A 17,594-nucleotide genomic window follows, 5' to 3' on the forward strand; every position below is an offset into this window, starting at 1 on the left:
AGCCTTCCATTTATAGGAAGGCTTAAAATTAATTTATGTTTTAATTTGTCATAGCATTCCTTGGCCTCGTGAAATAATCACGATGCAAATAATAGAAATGATATTAATGGTTTGTTCTTTCATAATGAATTCAAATATTGAAAAAACTTTGTTGTAATCCAAAAAATTTTAAAAAAAATACTGATTCCCTAATGTTTTATGTAATCTTTAAGAACTAACTACGACAAAAAATATTATATTAGAAATTCTAAAAAAATAACTAAACTTTTATATATGTCCAATACATATTACGATCCTGCAGACCTAAAGAAATTTGGAAAAATTAGTGAATGGAATCAGGATTTAGGTGATAAATTTTTTGAGTATTACGGTAAAGTATTCGAAGAAGGTGCGCTCTCTGCTAGAGAAAAATCATTGATTGCGTTAGCTGTAGCGCATACAGAACAATGTCCTTATTGCATTGATGCTTACACAAAAGATGGTTTACAACGTGGTATAACAAAAGAAGAGATGATGGAAGCACTACATGTAGGAGCGGCTATTAAAAGTGGTGCAACCTTGGTTCATGGTGTACAGATGATGAATAAAGTAAACAAATTAGATGGTTAATTTAAAACCATAATCTTTTTTACTTCGTAAAACTTATAAATTAAGAACACCTTTAATGGCAATAAAATCCCTAAAAAAGCAAGGAAGCGACTTATCAAATAGTAAAAGACAATTAGAACTTTTATCTAATGGTATTTTTGCTAATGGTGAATTACCTACGTTTAAAAATAAAATTTCGGAAAGCAATCAGTTTCCTTTAAAAGCAAAAACACTTGAGATTCTTCAAGTTAATGTTGGCTATATGTGTAATCAAGTATGCGAACATTGCCATGTAGATGCTGGTCCAGATAGAAAAGAAATAATGACGAGAGAAACCATGCAACAAATTCTTGATGTTATTAAAACTACTGGAGCACATACTTTAGATTTAACTGGTGGTGCGCCAGAAATGAACCCAGATTTTAGATGGTTTGTTGAAGAGGCCTCAAAAATTGGAATTAAAGATTTTATAGTACGCTCTAATTTAACCATTATTCGCGCTAATAAAAAGTTTTACGATTTACCAGATTTTTTCAAAAAACATAACATTCATGTGGTAAGTTCTATGCCACATTGGACTCGTGGAAAAACAGATAAACAACGTGGTGAAGGTGTTTTTGACATGTCTATAAAAGCCTTGCAAGAGTTAAACGAACGTGGTTATGGTATGCCAGATAGTAATTTAAAGCTAGATTTGGTTTACAACCCAAGTGGTGCTTTTTTGCCTGGAGACCAAGCAGCAATGGAAAAAGACTTTAAAAAAGCGTTGTTAGAGGATTTCAATATACAGTTTCATAATTTATTTGCAATCACTAATCTTCCAATTTCTCGTTTCTTAGATTATTTAATAGCATCAGAAAACTATGAGGATTACATGTATTCTCTTGTTGAAGCTTATAATCCCGCAGCTGTAAAAAACGTAATGTGTACTAACACTTTGTCTGTAAGTTGGGATGGTTATTTGTATGATTGCGATTTTAACCAAATGTTAGAACTCCCAGTAAATAGTAAAGTAAAACACATAAGCCAATACAAACAAGAATTACTGGAAGGCAGAAATATAGTAATTTCTCAACACTGTTATGGTTGTACTGCAGGCGCAGGAAGCAGCTGTCAAGGTGTTGTGGCATAAATTTAAAAATGAAAAAAAGTCTATATATTATATTTGCGCTCATTACTTTAATAGGAAACGCTCAAAACTCTCTTGAAGATTTACTTAAAAAGTATAACGATAATGGTGTGCCTTATATAACTGTTGAAGAATTAGCAAGCCCAAAAACCCAAGCTATTATTTTCGATACTCGAGAACCAAAAGAGTTTAAAGTCAGTCATCTAGAAAATGCCGTTTGCGTAGGTTACGATAATTTTGATATTGCTAAAGTTGAAAAACTTCACCCAAATAAAAACAAAAAAATAGTGGTGTATTGTTCTCTTGGAATTAGGTCTGAAACGATTGGAAAAAAACTAATGAAAGCAGGTTACACCAATGTTTATAATTTATATGGTGGTATTTTTGAATGGAAAAACAAAAATTTCATTGTTATAGATTCCGAAGAAAAAGAAACAAATAAAGTCCATACTTATAATAGAGACTGGAGCAAGTGGCTAAAAAAAGGTGAAAAGGTTTTCTGATTTTTGATAAAAAAGAGATTAAAAAATAATGCATAAAAACCTTATCATAACATTTACTAGAAATCCAGAATTAGGAAAGGTAAAATCGCGTCTAGCAAAAGATATTGGAGAAGCTTCAGCTTTAGAAGTTTACAAATTACTTTTAGAGCACACCAAAAATGTACTTTTACAATTAGATTGTGACAAAGCAGTATATTATTCAGTAAAAATAAGAGAAAACGATATTTGGGATTCCGAAATCTTCTCAAAACACCAACAATCTGGCAATGATTTAGGAGAACGCATGCAAAATGCATTCAAGAATGGATTCGAAAAAGGCTACAAAAATATTATTATAGTTGGTAGTGATTTATACGATTTGGATGCTGAAATCATAAATACAGCTTTTAAAAAACTAGAAAGCCATGATAATGTTATTGGTCCAGCCGTAGATGGTGGTTATTACTTGTTAGGCATGAAAACACTTCATCCATCGGTATTTAAAATAAATAATTGGGGAACCCAAACGGTTTACAAGCAAACCATTTCAAAATTAAACACTAATAGCATGTATGTTTTAGACACACTTAACGACATAGATTACGTTGAAGACTTAGAGCCTTACAACGTTTTTAAACCTTATTTAAAAAATGACTAAATACTTAAATAAAACAGTAGAATACTTACAAGATAAAGGTTTTAAAAACCCAGAAATTGGTATTATTCTTGGTACTGGCTTAGGCCAACTAACAGACGAAGTTGAGATTATTCAAGAGGTAAGCTACAATCATATTCCTCATTTCCCAACAGCAACAGTAGAGTTTCATAAAGGTAAATTAATCTATGGAACCTTAGAAGATAAGACCGTAATTATTATGCAAGGTCGTTTTCATTTATATGAAGGCTACACGTTGCAAGATGTTACTTATCCTGTTCGCGTAATGGAAAAATTAGGTATTAAAACATTATTAGTTTCTAATGCTTCTGGTGCAATTAATTTGAATTATAAAAAAGGAGAATTAATGTTAATAGACGATCATATTAATTTACAAGGTAGTTCTCCTTTAGCGTTTAAAGGAGTTGAAGTATTAGGTGAGCGTTTTGTAGATATGAGTGCGCCTTACGACTTAGAAATAAACACAAAATTTAAAGCTATAGCTAAAGTAAACACTATTACTTTACACGAAGGTGTTTACGCTAGTGTTGTTGGACCACAGCTAGAAACTAGAGCAGAATATAGAATGCTAAAAATTATAGGTGCAGATGCTGTAGGTATGAGTACTGTGCCAGAAATTATTGTTGCCAATCATTTAAATTTAAAGGTAGCTGCAGTTTCTGTATTAACAGATGAATGTAATCCAGATGAACTAAAACCTGTTGATATTCAAGAAATTATTGCCATGGCGAAAAAAGCAGAGCCAGACATGATCACTTTATTTAAAGAACTAATTAAAACGATTTAACATTAAATATTTATCAATAAACATTTGTTAACTAAACTGATAATTGATTAACTGATAATTAATAATTAAAAAAAATGAGCTATTTAAACGCAACTAACGATTTATATAAAGAAGCAGCACTAACTCCAGATGTAGGTTTATGCTGTACAACAAATCCTATTTGGGAATTACCAGGTTTAAAAATCCCCAAAATTATGCAAGAGATGAATTACGGTTGTGGGAGTACTGTAAATGCTAGAGATTTAACCAACAATCCTAAAATGCTTTATGTTGGTGTTGGTGGAGGCATGGAGTTACTTCAATTTGCGTATTTCAATCGTCAAAAAGGTGGTGTTATTGGCATAGATGTTGTGGATGAAATGTTAGAAGCCTCGAGAAAAAACTTTATTGAAGCCGAAGCACAAAACGATTGGTTTAAAAGTGAATTTGTAGACCTTGTAAAAGGAGATGCCTTAAACCTAAATGTTGAAGATAATTCTATTGATGTTGCAGCGCAAAACTGTTTATTCAATATTTTTAAAGCAGAAGACTTAAAGAGAGCTATAGAAGAAATGTATCGTGTTTTAAAACCTCACGGAAAGTTAGTAATGAGTGATCCTACTTGCGAACAAGAAATGAACGATACTCTAAGAAATGACGACAGATTACGTGCGTTGTGTTTAAGTGGAAGTTTACCTATTGCAGACTATGTAAAAGCGTTAACAGATGCTGGTTTTGGAACTATCGAGATTAGAGCTAGAAAACCTTACAGAATTCTAGATCCTAAAAATTATCCTACAGCAGAGTTAATATATATAGAATCTATAGAAGTTGCAGCCATTAAAGATCCAATGCCAGAAGATGGACCTTGTATTTTTACTGGAAAAGCAGCCATATATTATGGTGATGAGGATTATTTTGATGACAAAAAAGGACATGTTTTATTAAAAAACCAGCCAATTGCAATTTGCGATAAAACAGCAGGAGATTTGGCTAATTTAAAAAGAGACGATATTTTTATTAGCGAATCCACCTACCATTACGATGGTGGAGGCTGTTGCTAACTAATAATCGACACTTATTTTTATCACTTAAATGTAAAAAATAACAATGGAAAAATATATAGACATTATAAAAAACGCCTACTTAGGTTATTGGAATTATCTTAAAAATGAAATCATTACCATTAATCATTGGGACAATTATTTTTATGGCTTAATAGCTATATCTATTATTGTTTGGGTATTAGAAATGGCATTTCCGTGGCGAAAAAAACAAGCCTTATTTAGAAAAGATTTTTGGTTAGACACTTTCTACATGTTTTTTAATTTCTTTTTATTAAACCTTATCGTTCTTATTGCGCTTACAGATACTGCAGCTGTTTTTTTTAATGATATTCTAGGTTTAGTAGGTCTTTCGATATCAAGTTTTCAGCTATTCGATGTTGATGAATTACCATTGTGGTTAGGCTTATTTATCTTTTTTATTGTAAGTGATTTTACACAATGGAATACACATAGATTATTACATCGTGTGCCTATGTTGTGGAATTTCCATAAAGTACACCATAGCGTTAAAGAAATGGGCTTTGCGGCACATTTACGTTACCATTGGATGGAGCCTATTGTTTATAAATCTTTACTTTACATTCCAATTGCCATTATTGGAGGATTCGATGCGCAACAGGTTGCCATTGTTCACTTTTTTGCCATAACTGTTGGCCACTTAAACCATGCTAACTTAGGTTGGGATTATGGCGTTTTAAAATATGTGTTTAACAACCCAAAAATGCATATTTGGCATCACGCAAAAGCGCTTCCAGAACATACTAACTACGGTGTTAATTACGGCATTACATTAAGTATTTGGGATTACCTTTTTAAAACCAATTATGTTCCTGGAAGTGGCAGAGATATAGAATTAGGATTTAATGGAGATGAAACCTTTCCAAAAGACTTTATTAGTCAAGAATTATATCCTTTAAAAAAATGAAACACCTTTCAATAGTATTACTAATAATTACAGTATTGTCTTGTAGTAGTACTAAAAAAATAATAGAAAATACTCCAAAAGAAATTGCTAAAACGAATTCTATAAGTATTGAAGACATTCCTGAGGTTGTAGAAGATAGTATCGCTCAAACATTAGAGGTTATAGACAGAAACGGAAAAACAATTGCAAAAATTGACACTTTTAAAGAGACTAAAGACCTTTTAGAAAACGAAAATAAAACGGAAGAAACTAATTCTAAAATACCACTACCTCCAAATCCTCCTAAACAAGATTACAACTCAATTTTCAGCCATAAAAGATGGAATTCAATATTACAAAAGCATGTATCCAACATTGGAAATGTTGATTATAAAAGCATTAGAGAAAATCGGACAGAACTTGATATTTACATTGATACTTTAGGTGAAAATATGCCAACAGAAGATTGGACCAAAAACCAAAAACTAGCCTATTGGATTAACGCTTACAATGCCATGACAGTAGATTTAATTATTAAAAACTACCCAATACAAAGCATTAAAGACATTAAAAATCCTTGGGAACAACGCCTTTGGGAACTAGGAGACAAATGGTATAATCTTGATGAAATTGAACACCAAATTTTAAGAAAAATGGACGAGCCTCGTATTCATTTCTCTATAGTTTGCGCCTCATTTTCTTGTCCAAAATTACAAAATGAAGCCTTTACAGCTTCAAATTTAGAACAACAATTAACCAACGTTACAAAAGCATTTTTATCAGATTCTAATCGGAATAGTATTAAAAAAAACAATGTAAAACTTTCTAAAATATTTAAATGGTTTAAAAAAGATTTTGAGCAAAACGGTTCGTTACTCGATTTTTTAAATAAGTACTCAGAAATCGAAATTTTAGAAAATGCAAAACAATCGTATTTAGATTATAATTGGGATTTAAACGACTAATTGCTATAAAATTACCAATGATTTCTATAGTTATTCCTATACTTAACGAAGCCGAAAACATAGAAAAACTCCTTTTTCATTTAATAGATAATGCTTCGCTTAAAAACATTCAAGAAATTATTGTTGTAGATGGAGGAAGCACAGACGGTTCTCAAGAACTTGTTAAAAATTTAGACTTAAAAGTAATTCTGTTAAACTCTAAAAAAGGTAGAGCGATACAAATGAATAGAGGAGCAAAAATTGCAAAAGGTGAAATACTATACTTCTTACATGCCGATTCTTATCCACCAACACATTACGACAAATACATAATAGACGAAGTAAAACAGAATAATCAAGCAGGTTGTTTTCGTTTAACGTTTAACAATAACCATTGGTGGTTACGTTTGGCGAGTTGGTTTACCCAATTTTCATGGAGAGCTTGTAGAGGTGGAGACCAAAGTCAGTTTATTACAAAAGCGCTTTTTGAAGATATTGGAGGTTTCGATGAGCGTTTTACTATTTACGAAGACAATATTTTAATTAACGAACTCTATAGACGTAAGGAATTTGTGGTTATTAATAAAAAAATAATAACGTCTGACAGACTCTACAAGCGTCATGGTATTTGGAAGCTTCAATATCATTTTTGGGTTATTTATATTAAAAAATGGTTTGGTGCAAATGCACAAGAATTACACAATTATTATAAAAAATATATTAGCTAAGGTTTTTAAGCTCTAAAATCCCTATTTTTAAAAATCTTTAAAACTATCTAATCCAATTTAAAATGAAGAAATCTACAAAAATAATACTTGGTATTTTACTTATAGCAACACTTACAAGTATTAGCTTATATAGAAAATATCTTAGAAATCAAGCACGAATAGAGCAACAGGAAAAAGAAAGAGAGGTCGCTAGAGAGTATTATATAAAGCAAAAAGAACTTAAAATTAAGGAACAAGAAGAAGAGCGCTTAAGGATTTTAGATTCAACAGGAAAAGCTAGAATGGACGAGCTAAATGCTGGCATGAAACAACTAAAAGAAACCAGAGAGCGCCTTGAAAAGGAAATTAGAGACAGTAAATAAACTTTATTCAATAAACCTAACTAAAATTAATATAATCTAGAGTTTTAAAAATGCTGACCAATACCAAAAACTAGCCCTTGTGGTTCTCCACTTGTAATACCAATACTATTACTATTATTACTGCTATTTTTTTCATTTAAAATTCATTTTTGTTTTCCTGAATATAGAAACCTGTTAACATTATCTTTTAGATATAACTTTTGCTTCAGTCTGAAACAATTCAACAAACTTTCAAAAAAATCAAAAAAAATCTCGTCTCTATATTTATAAGAAACTTACAAAAACAAACAATTTATATCTATTCTAAATATCTACTTCCAGATTAAGTTTCTATCTTGTATCACGACTTAAGCACAATAGTAATTAAAATAGAAACCCATAAATGGAACATATCGTAATTATTGGAAACGGAATTTCGGGTGTCACTTTAGCAAGACACATAAGAAAAAACTCCAATAAAAAAATCACTATCGTTTCTGCAGAAACCGATTATTTCTTTTCTCGTACAGCTTTAATGTACGTTTATATGGGACATATGAAATTTGAGCACACACAGCCTTATGAAAATTGGTTCTGGGAAAAAAACAGAATTGAACTTAAAAAAGGATTTGTACAAACTATCGAAACCCATTCTAAAACACTTCATTTTGCAAAAGGCGATACTTTACAATACGACAAGTTAATTCTTGCAACTGGAAGTAAACCTAACAAATTTGGTTGGCCTGGTCAAGATTTAGATGGTGTTCAAGGACTATACAACAAACAAGATTTAGACACACTAGAACAAAACGCACCTAATAATAAAGTTTGTAATCGCGCTGTAATTGTTGGTGGTGGATTAATAGGCATTGAATTTGCCGAAATGCTAGTAAGCCGTAAAATACCAGTTACCTTTCTTGTAAGGGAAAGTAGTTTTTGGAATGGTGTGTTACCAGAAGGCGAAAGCGAAATGATTAGCAGACATATAAAAACGCATCATATAGATTTACGTTTATCTACTAATTTAAAAGAAATTAAAGCAGACGAAAACGGACGAGTAAAATCTATAATTATTGAAGAAACTGGTGAAGAAATAAACTGTAATGTCGTTGGGTTAACTGCTGGTGTTACACCTAATATAGATTTTATAAAAAAATCTAATATAGAAACAGACAAAGGTGTTTTAGTAAATAGAAAACTAGAAACTAGTGTTCCAGATGTTTATGCAATTGGAGATTGTGCGCAACAAAGAGAAGCTATTGGAAACCGAAGACCAATTGAAGCAGTCTGGTATACAGGACGCATGATGGGAGAAACTTTAGCACAAACCATTTGTGGTAATCCTATGGAATATAATCCTGGCCATTGGTTTAATTCGGCAAAATTTATGGATATAGAATACCAAACCTACGGTTGGGTATTTGGAGAACGTAATCGCCCAGATTACGAAAAACATTTTCATTGGATACATAAAGACGATAATAAATGTATAACCATTGCTTACCATAAAGACACTAAACTGTTTTTAGGTATAAATACTTTTGGAATAAGAATGCGTCATGAATTTTTCGATAATGTTTTAACAAAAAAATGGACAGTAGATAAAGTTATCGAGCACCTTTCGGCAGCGAATTTTGATCCAGAATTTTACAAACTACACGAAAAAGATATTGTAACTCAATTCAATTCTGAAACAGGCAGCACTATTTTGCTAAGTAAAAAAAGCTGGAGAAAAATCTTCGCATAAGTACTAAAGAATATGAAAATAATTAAACATACAGGACTCGTTCTTTTTATAATTGCCTTGACCATTTTTACAGGAACTCTATTTACAGGTTCTTTTGGGCTAACAAAAGCCGAAGTAGAAGAATATGTCACAGCACAAGGCTATAAAAGTGAAGTAATAACTGAAGCTCTAGAAAAAGCAGTTTCTACAGAAAAAGAACTTTCAATTTTCGAATTCTCAAACCGTGTACGTGACGCCTATCAAGCATCTAACGATCATTATGATAATTTAATAGCAAAATATGATGCTGAAAAAAATTGGGATAAAAAAGGAGAGCAATACCAATATAAAATCTACGGCAAACCTCACACCCTAAGTTACAATCTCGCTAAAAATGCAGGCTCTGGTTATGTTAAAGAAAATGCAGGACTCATGTGGTGGTTAACTTTTGGATTAGGCATCATTGGAGCGCTATTATTTATATTACCAAACTTTATTTTATTAGGAGCTCCAGGCATTAAAAACGATGGTGTTTTTCATAAAGCAGCTACCAATCGTGGATGGATAGCTTGGCTAGTATTGTTCTACTTGGTTACCTTTTATTTATTACTTTATTTTAAAGCAGACTATGTTGTAAACTGGACGTATATTTTAGACCCAATTAGCGAGTTTTTAAATGGTGGTAAAGCTAGCCAATGGTTTGTTTACGGGTTTTTATATTGTACAATAATGACGGTTATGGCTGTACGTATGTTCATAAAATACCGTCATAATAAATACCAAATTTTGAGAACAACCTCGGTACTATTCTTTCAAATTGTATTTGCTTTTTTAATTCCAGAAATCATGACTAGCTTAAACATGCCTGGTTACGATTTTAAAAATGCTTTTCCATTAGATTACGATTTCTTTTTTGAATGGAATATTGAAAAACTAACAGAAAGTGGTGCTGTTGGTCTTTTTATACTCGTTTGGGGAACCATTTTAACATTAGTAATTGTGCCATTAATGGTTTATTTCTTTGGAAAACGTTGGTATTGTAGTTGGGTTTGTGGTTGTGGTGGCTTAGCCGAGACTTTAGGAGATCCATACAGGCAATTATCAGATAAAAGTTTAAAATCATGGAAACTGGAACGCTGGGTTATCCATTCGGTTTTAGTGTTTTCTGTACTCATGACAGTAGTAACATTATATTGTTATTTTTCTGGAGCAGAATCGTTTCTAGGCATCCATTCGCAATGGATAAAAGATACCTATAGTTTTTTAATTGGTGCTTGGTTTGCTGGCGTAATTGGTACTGGCTTCTATCCTATTTTTGGCAATCGTGTGTGGTGTCGTTTTGGTTGTCCTCTCGCAGCTTATTTAGGTTTAGTGCAACGTTTCAAGTCACGTTTTAGAATTTCGACAAATGGAGGACAATGTATTTCCTGTGGAAATTGCTCAACGTATTGCGAAATGGGAATCGATGTTCGTGCATACGCTCAAAAAGGAGAAAATATAGTCCGTTCAAGTTGTGTTGGTTGTGGTGTTTGTAGCGCTGTTTGTCCTCGTGGAGTATTAAAATTAGAAAACGATAGTATGGATGGTAGAATTAATCCGACTGAGGTATTATTAGGAAACGATGTTAACTTATTAGATTTATTAAATAAAAAATAAATTTGCTGTAAATACACAATGAAAAACATACTCATTTTACTAGCTTTTATTGTAAGTTTTAACACTTTTGCAGAAAGAGTTTACATAAAAAATTATTTTGATAATGGTATAATGAAATCTGAAGGTTGGACAGAAAACAATAAAAAAATAGAGCATTGGAAATATTATCACCCTAATGGAAACCTAGAAAAAGCTGGAGATTATAAAATTGATTTAAAAGAAGGCTTCTGGAACTTTTACCATAAAAATAAAACACTTAAAGCCCAAGGTCATTTTAAAGAGAATCGGTTAACAGGATTTTGGATTTATTTTTTCGAAAACAATACACTTCAAAAAAAAGGCTATTACCTTAACGATAAAAAAACAGGTTTTTGGGAAGAGCGCTATGTTAATGGGCAGCTTAAAAGCGAAGGGAATTATGCTAATGGAAATTACACAGGTTTTTGGAAAACGTATTACTTCTACGGAAAACTAAAAAAAGAAGGTACCTTTGAAACCGGAAAACCTATTGGTTATTGGAAAAGCTATCATGAAAATGGCAAATTACAATCTCAAGGACACTATAAAAACGGAAAAGAAAAAGGATATTGGAAATTCTATCATGGAAATGGTAAACTAGCAAAAGCTGGACAATTTAATTCAGGGTTAGAAACTAAATATTGGTTTTTTTATCGCGATAATGGAAATAAAAATAAAGAAGGCCATTTTGAAAATGGGAAACAATCAGGCTGGTGGTTATTTTATGATGCTTACGAAAAGGTAAATCATAAATGCCAACTTAAAAACAATAAAAAAGATGGTTATTGTTTACTGTATGAAAATGAAAAGTTAGTTTCTGCAAGTAAGTTTTTCGAAGGAAAAAAATGAAGACGTGGACAGATTTAACCACTTTTAAGAAAGAAAATAAACTAAGAGATTTAAGGTAAATGCCAAAAATAAAAGTTATAATTCCTGCTTACAACGAGCAAGATTCCATAGCGAGTGTTATTAAAGACATTCCAGAAATTGTAGACGAAGTTATTGTTGTTAATAACAACTCCACAGACCATACAGTTATTAATGCAAAAAGAGCAGGAGCAACTGTCCTTACAGAAAATAACAAAGGTTATGGCTATGCTTGTTTAAAAGGCATGGACTACATCGCTAAGCAAACCCAAAAACCAGATATTATTGTATTTCTTGATGGTGATTATAGCGATTACCCAGAAGAATTAACAAAAGTTGTGGCACCAATACTAAATGATAACATCGATTTTGTAATTGGATCAAGAGTTAAACGACTTAGAGAAGGTGGCTCAATGACACCTCAACAAGTGTTTGGTAATTGGCTAGCAACATTTTTAATGTCTTTATTTTTTGGAGCAAAATTTACAGATTTAGGGCCTTTTAGAGCTATTAAATATAATAAACTCTTAGGCCTAAAAATGGAAGACAAAACCTATGGTTGGACAGTAGAAATGCAACTTAAAGCCATAAAGCAAAAGTTAACGTATATAGAAGTGCCAGTAAGATATAAGCAAAGAATAGGTGTTTCTAAAGTCTCTGGAACAGTAAAAGGAACAATATTCGCAGGCTTTAAGATATTGGGATGGATTTTTAAATACAGTTTTAAAAAGTGATTTATTTAAACCTATTTATTATAGTAATTTACTCCATAGCGCTTGTGCTTATTCTTATGTATGCACTTGCGCAACTAAATCTATTATTCAACTATTTATCGGCTCAAAAAAAGAAAATTAAAACACCTTTTTTGGATTATAATAATCCAGAAGACGTTCCATACGTTACTATACAGCTTCCTGTTTACAACGAGCACTATGTTATGGAACGTTTGTTAAAAAATATTGCTTTACTAGATTATCCGCAAAACAAATTAGAAATTCAAGTTTTAGACGATTCTACCGACGAAACTGTAATAACAACAGCTGCACAAATAGCTATGCTTAAAAAGCAAGGCTTAGACATTGTTCATATTTGTAGAACCAATAGAAAAGGCTTTAAAGCTGGAGCTTTAAAAGAAGGCTTAGAAGTTTCAAAAGGTGAATTTATTGCCATTTTTGATGCCGATTTTTTACCAAAGGAAGATTGGCTAAAAAAAACCATTCCTTATTTTATAGATAGAAACATTGGTGTTGTACAAACACGTTGGACTCACATAAATAGAAACTATTCTACACTAACAAAAATACAAGCCTTTGCCCTAGATGCACATTTTACTTTGGAGCAAGTTGGACGAAATAGTAAAGGTCATTTTATTAATTTTAATGGTACAGCAGGTATTTGGCGTAAACAGTGTATTGTAGATTCTGGAAATTGGGAAGGCGATACTTTAACAGAAGATCTAGATTTAAGCTATCGCGCACAACTAAAGAACTGGAAGTTTAAATATCTTGAAGATGTAGAAACTCCTGCAGAATTACCTGTGGTAATAAGCGCTGCTCGATCTCAACAATTTAGATGGAACAAAGGTGGTGCAGAAAACTTTAGAAAAATGATGTGGAAGGTTTTAAAAAGCAAAAACATCTCTTCAAAAACAAAACTGCATGGCTTACTACATTTACTAAATAGCACCATGTTTTTAAACATCCTTATTGTTGGTGTTTTAAGTATTCCAATGCTATACATAAAAAATGAATATACGCACTTGAAACCCTACTTTTATGTTATTAGTTTCTTTATTATAAGCACCATCATATTCTTTGTATGCTACTGGCATATGTATAAACGTACTTATGGAGGAGGTTTTAAAAATTTTATACAGTACATAGTTATGTTTTTTACCTTTTTCTCAATTGCAATGGGTTTTAGCTTACATAATTCAATAGCTGTTTTAGAAGGGCATTTTGGGAAACGAAGCGATTTTGTACGCACACCAAAATTTAATATTAATAGTTTAAAAGACAGCTGGAAAGACAATAAATACCTAAAAAAGAACATCTCTACAAATGTTATTTTTGAAGGTATTTTAATGTTCTATTTTGCTTTTGGCATGTATAGCGCTTTTATTGTAGGCGATAAAGGTGGCGATTTTGGTCTTTTCCCATTTCATTTAATGCTATTTCTAGGCTTTGGATTTGTATTCTTTAAATCCTTAACTTCGAAAGCATAATTTTTTTAGGACGTTACTTAAAGGTCGCGCTTTACTCATTGAATCTATTTTAAATTAATGAATTCGTGAATACAAATATTTTGCAAGTCGCTCTCTGCGAAGAGCTCTAACAATTGTTCAATCGCTAACGCACACTAATGTTTACTTTGGCAATAATTAAAACACACAAGTTTTCACTATTATTAGTGATAATAAGTGTTGTTCTCTATTCTGTTTTTGCATATCATTTAGAACGAACAGACTATTTAAAACTTGTTTCTATTTACGCAATTTTGTTTGTTTTGTTCTATAAACTGATTCAGCTTAATAAAGAAAATGTAAATTTTTTAACAGCTGTTGCCTTTTTGTTTAGAGCACTTTTTATCTTGGCTATTCCAAACTTATCTCAAGATTTTTATCGTTTTATTTGGGATGGACGTATGCTTCTAGAAGGCTACAATCCATATTTATACACACCAGAGTCTTTTATTTCTAGTGGTAAATATCCCATAGCACAAGCGCAAGAGTTATACATTGGCATGCGCGAACTTAATGCTAGCCATTTTACTAATTATCCACCTGTAAATCAGTTATGTTTTAGTATTGCTGCTTTATTTGCAGGAAAGAGTATTATTGGTTCTGCATTCGTTTTAAGGCTGTTAATTATTGCAGCAGATTTTGGGACACTCTATTTTGGGAAAAAACTTTTACAAAAGCTAAAACTACCTATTTATAACATTTTTTGGTTTATACTTAATCCATTTATAATTATCGAGCTTACAGGAAATCTTCATTTTGAAAGCGTCATGATTTTCTTTCTCGTTTGGAGTTTATACTTGTTACATTCTCAAAAATGGAAATGGGCTGCTGTAGTTTTCGCCTTATCAATTGCAACAAAATTAGTCCCATTAATGTTTTTACCACTATTTTATTGGTGGTTTGTTAAAAATAGGAACACCAACATTGCAGTATACTCTAAGCAATTTGTTGAAAAGGATGTGGATGCTATCTCGAAAAAAAAGCTTCGAAATAACAGAATAATTGGAATGATAAGGCTAATTAAGTTTTATTCGATAGTATTAATAACAACGTTACTGCTTTTCGCTCCATTTTTTTCAATTCAGTTTATAGATAATTACTCAAAAACCGTTGGTTTATGGTTTGGTAATTTCGAATTCAATGCTAGTATTTATTATTTACTTAGAAACATTGGTTATCTATTTAGAGGTTATAATGAGATTGCTATTATTGGCAAAATTCTTCCAGTTATTACAATACTGTGCATTTTATATTTTTCATTAATTATAAAAAATTCAAATACTAAACAACTTATTACTGCCATGCTATTTAGTTTTACTATCTATTTGTTTTTAAGTACAACTGTACATCCATGGTATATTGCTACTATTCTAATTTTAGGTGTTTTCACAAAATATAAATTCCCATTGGTATGGAGTGCTATTATAATTATTAGCTATCTAGCATATGCAAATACGGATAATACAGAAAACTTATGGGTTATCGCTTTAGAATACTTAGTTGTTTTTAGTGTGTTTATTTGGGAAGTTTTTTTAAAAAAAGATAAAATAAACAACATTTAATTATCTTATAAACCAATATACCTTTAGAAAAATGGAAGATAAATATACCGTTGGTAATTTAATATACGATGCTCAAGTTTATGATGGTATGAATACCTGTCTTAAAGATTTAGAATTCTATAAGCGTTGGCTACCAAAAAACAAAGAGGCACGCATACTAGAACTTTGTTGTGGTACAGGTAGACTTACTATTCCAATAGCTAAAGACAATTATGATATTACAGGAGTAGATTTTACTCCTACAATGCTGGAACAAGCTAAAATAAACGCTACTAAAACAGGTTTAGATATTACTTTTATTGAAGCAGATATTAGAACTCTAAATTTAGAAGAAAAATTCGACCTCATTTTTATTCCATTCAATTCCATACATCATTTGTATAAAAATGAAGACTTATTTAATGCTTTGAGTTCAGTTAAAAATCATCTTAAAGCAGAAGGTCTATTTCTATTAGATTGTTTTAATCCTAACATTCAATATATTGTAGAGAGTGAAAAAAAAGAGCAAGACATTGCTAAATACAACACTAAAGACGGAAGAGCAATATCAATAAAACAGAAGATGCATTTTGAGAGTAAAACTCAAATAAACCGAATAGAATGGCATTATTATATAAATGGTAAATTTAACTCTATTCAAAATTTAGATATGAGACTGTTTTTTCCTCAAGAATTAGATTCTTATTTAAAATCTAACGGTTTTAAGATTATTAAAAAGTTTGGTGATTTTAATGAAACTTTATTTAATGATCACTCTGAAAAACAAATCTTAGTTTGCCAATAAGCAATCACATAACTTATATAAAAATCTATGAAACAAATATTTAAACTAACTACTATTATGCTATTTACTTCGGTCTCTTCTCTAATGGCTCAAGAAAATAGCTTTATTAAAGACTATTTAGTGCGTTTAGAAAATTCTAGAAAATATTTAATTCTTGTGGCAGAAACAATGCCAGAAAAACAATACAACTATAAAGCCTCACCAGAATCTTTATCATTTGCTGAAAATTTAATGCATATAGGTTATGCTATAGATTGGCATAGCCAGTCTTTGTTAGGTGAAAGAGCTTCTAGAGATTGGAAAACAGATACTATTTTTAAGGTAGCCAATAAGTCTAAAGTTAAAATGCTTTCGACTATTAACAAAACCTTTGATGAGGCGATTACATTAATTAAGCAATTTGATATTTCAAAATTTAATGATGAATTAGACTATTTTGGTTTAAAGAGAACAAAACGACAAATATTCTTATTACTTGCAGACCATATTACACATCACAGAGGTCAAATGCTTGTTTATTTAAGGCTTAATGGTCTTGTTCCACCTAGATATGTTTTATTTCAATAAACCAATGTAAAATGAAAAGTAGATTTCCTGTATTAGAATCTGAAAGAGTGGTATTAAGACAATTTGTAGCTTCAGATTTAGAGGTCGTTTTTAAAGGACTTTCTCATCCAGACATAATAAAGTATTATGGAATTAGCTATGATAGTTTAGAAGCAACAAAAGAGCAAATGAATTGGTTTTCAGATCTAGAGAATAACGGAACTGGTATTTGGTGGGCAGTTTGCTCTAAAGTTGATGGAAAGTTTCTTGGCGCTGGAGGATTAAACGATTTAAGCGTTGAAAACAAAAAAGCAGAAATTGGTTTTTGGTTGTTACCAGAAAATTGGGGAAAAGGATATATGACAGAAACTATGCCTCTAATATTAAATCATGCATTTAATACTATTGGCCTTCATAGAATAGAAGGATTTGTAGAAACTAAAAACATAAATTGTAAAAAAGCATTAGCGAAACTAAAGTTTAATTTAGAAGGTACAATGCGAGATTGTGAAATAAAAAATAAAGCCTTTATTAGTTTAGACATCTACTCTAAATTAGCTAAATAATA

Annotated in this window: 19 protein-coding genes; all 19 read left to right on the forward strand. The window is 31.2% G+C overall.

All coding sequences use genetic code 11. From position 1 onward, the window contains the following. Positions 1-273 precede the first annotated feature (273 nt). The 19 genes from P8H50_RS10300 (at position 274) to P8H50_RS10390 (ending at position 17,592) form a co-directional block, all read left to right on the forward strand. Complete coding sequence (locus tag P8H50_RS10300; protein WP_300208623.1) at positions 274-609, forward strand: arsenosugar biosynthesis-associated peroxidase-like protein; 336 nt, start codon at positions 274-276, stop codon at positions 607-609. A 55-nt stretch (positions 610-664) separates the two neighbouring features. Then, positions 665-1,720, forward strand: coding sequence for an arsenosugar biosynthesis radical SAM (seleno)protein ArsS (gene arsS / locus P8H50_RS10305; RefSeq protein WP_300208625.1), 1,056 nt, complete (start codon positions 665-667; stop codon positions 1,718-1,720). Between the two features lie 8 nt (positions 1,721-1,728). Next, entirely contained in the window at positions 1,729-2,220 is a 492-nt protein-coding gene (locus P8H50_RS10310) for a rhodanese-like domain-containing protein (RefSeq protein ID WP_300208627.1), read from the forward strand. A 28-nt stretch (positions 2,221-2,248) separates the two neighbouring features. Then, positions 2,249-2,857, forward strand: a complete 609-nt coding sequence (locus P8H50_RS10315) for a TIGR04282 family arsenosugar biosynthesis glycosyltransferase (RefSeq protein ID WP_300208629.1) — start codon at positions 2,249-2,251, stop codon at positions 2,855-2,857. After that, positions 2,850-3,662 carry a purine-nucleoside phosphorylase gene (locus tag P8H50_RS10320; protein ID WP_300208631.1) on the forward strand — a complete coding sequence of 271 codons (813 nt, stop codon included), beginning with the start codon at positions 2,850-2,852 and terminating at the stop codon, positions 3,660-3,662. Before P8H50_RS10315 ends, P8H50_RS10320 begins: the two co-directional genes overlap by 8 nt. 74 nt (positions 3,663-3,736) lie before the next feature. Further along, positions 3,737-4,705: an arsenosugar biosynthesis arsenite methyltransferase ArsM gene (gene arsM / locus P8H50_RS10325; protein WP_300208633.1), complete on the forward strand. Its 969-nt coding sequence runs from the start codon at positions 3,737-3,739 to the stop codon at positions 4,703-4,705. A gap of 46 nt (positions 4,706-4,751) precedes the next feature. Continuing rightward, positions 4,752-5,633 carry a sterol desaturase family protein gene (locus P8H50_RS10330; RefSeq protein WP_300208635.1) on the forward strand — a complete coding sequence of 294 codons (882 nt, stop codon included), beginning with the start codon at positions 4,752-4,754 and terminating at the stop codon, positions 5,631-5,633. Next, positions 5,630-6,577 carry a DUF547 domain-containing protein gene (locus P8H50_RS10335; RefSeq protein ID WP_300208637.1) on the forward strand — a complete coding sequence of 316 codons (948 nt, stop codon included), beginning with the start codon at positions 5,630-5,632 and terminating at the stop codon, positions 6,575-6,577. Before P8H50_RS10330 ends, P8H50_RS10335 begins: the two co-directional genes overlap by 4 nt. Before the next feature lie 17 nt (positions 6,578-6,594). Beyond that, positions 6,595-7,284 carry a TIGR04283 family arsenosugar biosynthesis glycosyltransferase gene (locus P8H50_RS10340; RefSeq protein WP_300208639.1) on the forward strand — a complete coding sequence of 230 codons (690 nt, stop codon included), beginning with the start codon at positions 6,595-6,597 and terminating at the stop codon, positions 7,282-7,284. A 62-nt stretch (positions 7,285-7,346) separates the two neighbouring features. Next, a complete protein-coding gene (locus tag P8H50_RS10345; RefSeq protein WP_300208642.1) occupies positions 7,347-7,646 on the forward strand; it encodes a hypothetical protein in 300 nt (99 codons plus the stop codon). A 382-nt stretch (positions 7,647-8,028) separates the two neighbouring features. Next, positions 8,029-9,372, forward strand: a complete 1,344-nt coding sequence (locus P8H50_RS10350; RefSeq protein ID WP_300208644.1) for an FAD/NAD(P)-binding oxidoreductase — start codon at positions 8,029-8,031, stop codon at positions 9,370-9,372. A 12-nt stretch (positions 9,373-9,384) separates the two neighbouring features. Continuing rightward, positions 9,385-11,007, forward strand: a complete 1,623-nt coding sequence (locus P8H50_RS10355; protein WP_300208646.1) for a 4Fe-4S binding protein — start codon at positions 9,385-9,387, stop codon at positions 11,005-11,007. A gap of 18 nt (positions 11,008-11,025) precedes the next feature. Then, positions 11,026-11,874 carry a toxin-antitoxin system YwqK family antitoxin gene (locus P8H50_RS10360; RefSeq protein WP_300208649.1) on the forward strand — a complete coding sequence of 283 codons (849 nt, stop codon included), beginning with the start codon at positions 11,026-11,028 and terminating at the stop codon, positions 11,872-11,874. A 59-nt stretch (positions 11,875-11,933) separates the two neighbouring features. Next, entirely contained in the window at positions 11,934-12,626 is a 693-nt protein-coding gene (locus tag P8H50_RS10365) for a glycosyltransferase family 2 protein (protein ID WP_300208651.1), read from the forward strand. A 56-nt stretch (positions 12,627-12,682) separates the two neighbouring features. Further along, entirely contained in the window at positions 12,683-14,116 is a 1,434-nt protein-coding gene (locus tag P8H50_RS10370; protein WP_300208898.1) for a cellulose synthase family protein, read from the forward strand. Between the two features lie 137 nt (positions 14,117-14,253). Further along, positions 14,254-15,696 carry a mannosyltransferase gene (locus tag P8H50_RS10375; RefSeq protein ID WP_300208653.1) on the forward strand — a complete coding sequence of 481 codons (1,443 nt, stop codon included), beginning with the start codon at positions 14,254-14,256 and terminating at the stop codon, positions 15,694-15,696. Positions 15,697-15,727: 31 nt separating this feature from the next. Next, positions 15,728-16,480, forward strand: coding sequence for a class I SAM-dependent methyltransferase (locus P8H50_RS10380; RefSeq protein ID WP_300208655.1), 753 nt, complete (start codon positions 15,728-15,730; stop codon positions 16,478-16,480). A 27-nt stretch (positions 16,481-16,507) separates the two neighbouring features. After that, the gene (locus P8H50_RS10385; protein ID WP_300208657.1) at positions 16,508-17,047 is read left to right on the forward strand and encodes a DinB family protein; all 540 of its coding nucleotides are present in this window, start codon (positions 16,508-16,510) and stop codon (positions 17,045-17,047) included. A gap of 11 nt (positions 17,048-17,058) precedes the next feature. Continuing rightward, a complete protein-coding gene (locus tag P8H50_RS10390) occupies positions 17,059-17,592 on the forward strand; it encodes a GNAT family N-acetyltransferase (protein ID WP_300208659.1) in 534 nt (177 codons plus the stop codon). The last annotated feature ends 2 nt before the right edge of the window (positions 17,593-17,594 follow it).

The organism is Lacinutrix sp., from assembly GCF_029238095.1.
Classification (GTDB): Bacteria; Bacteroidota; Bacteroidia; order Flavobacteriales; family Flavobacteriaceae; genus Lacinutrix.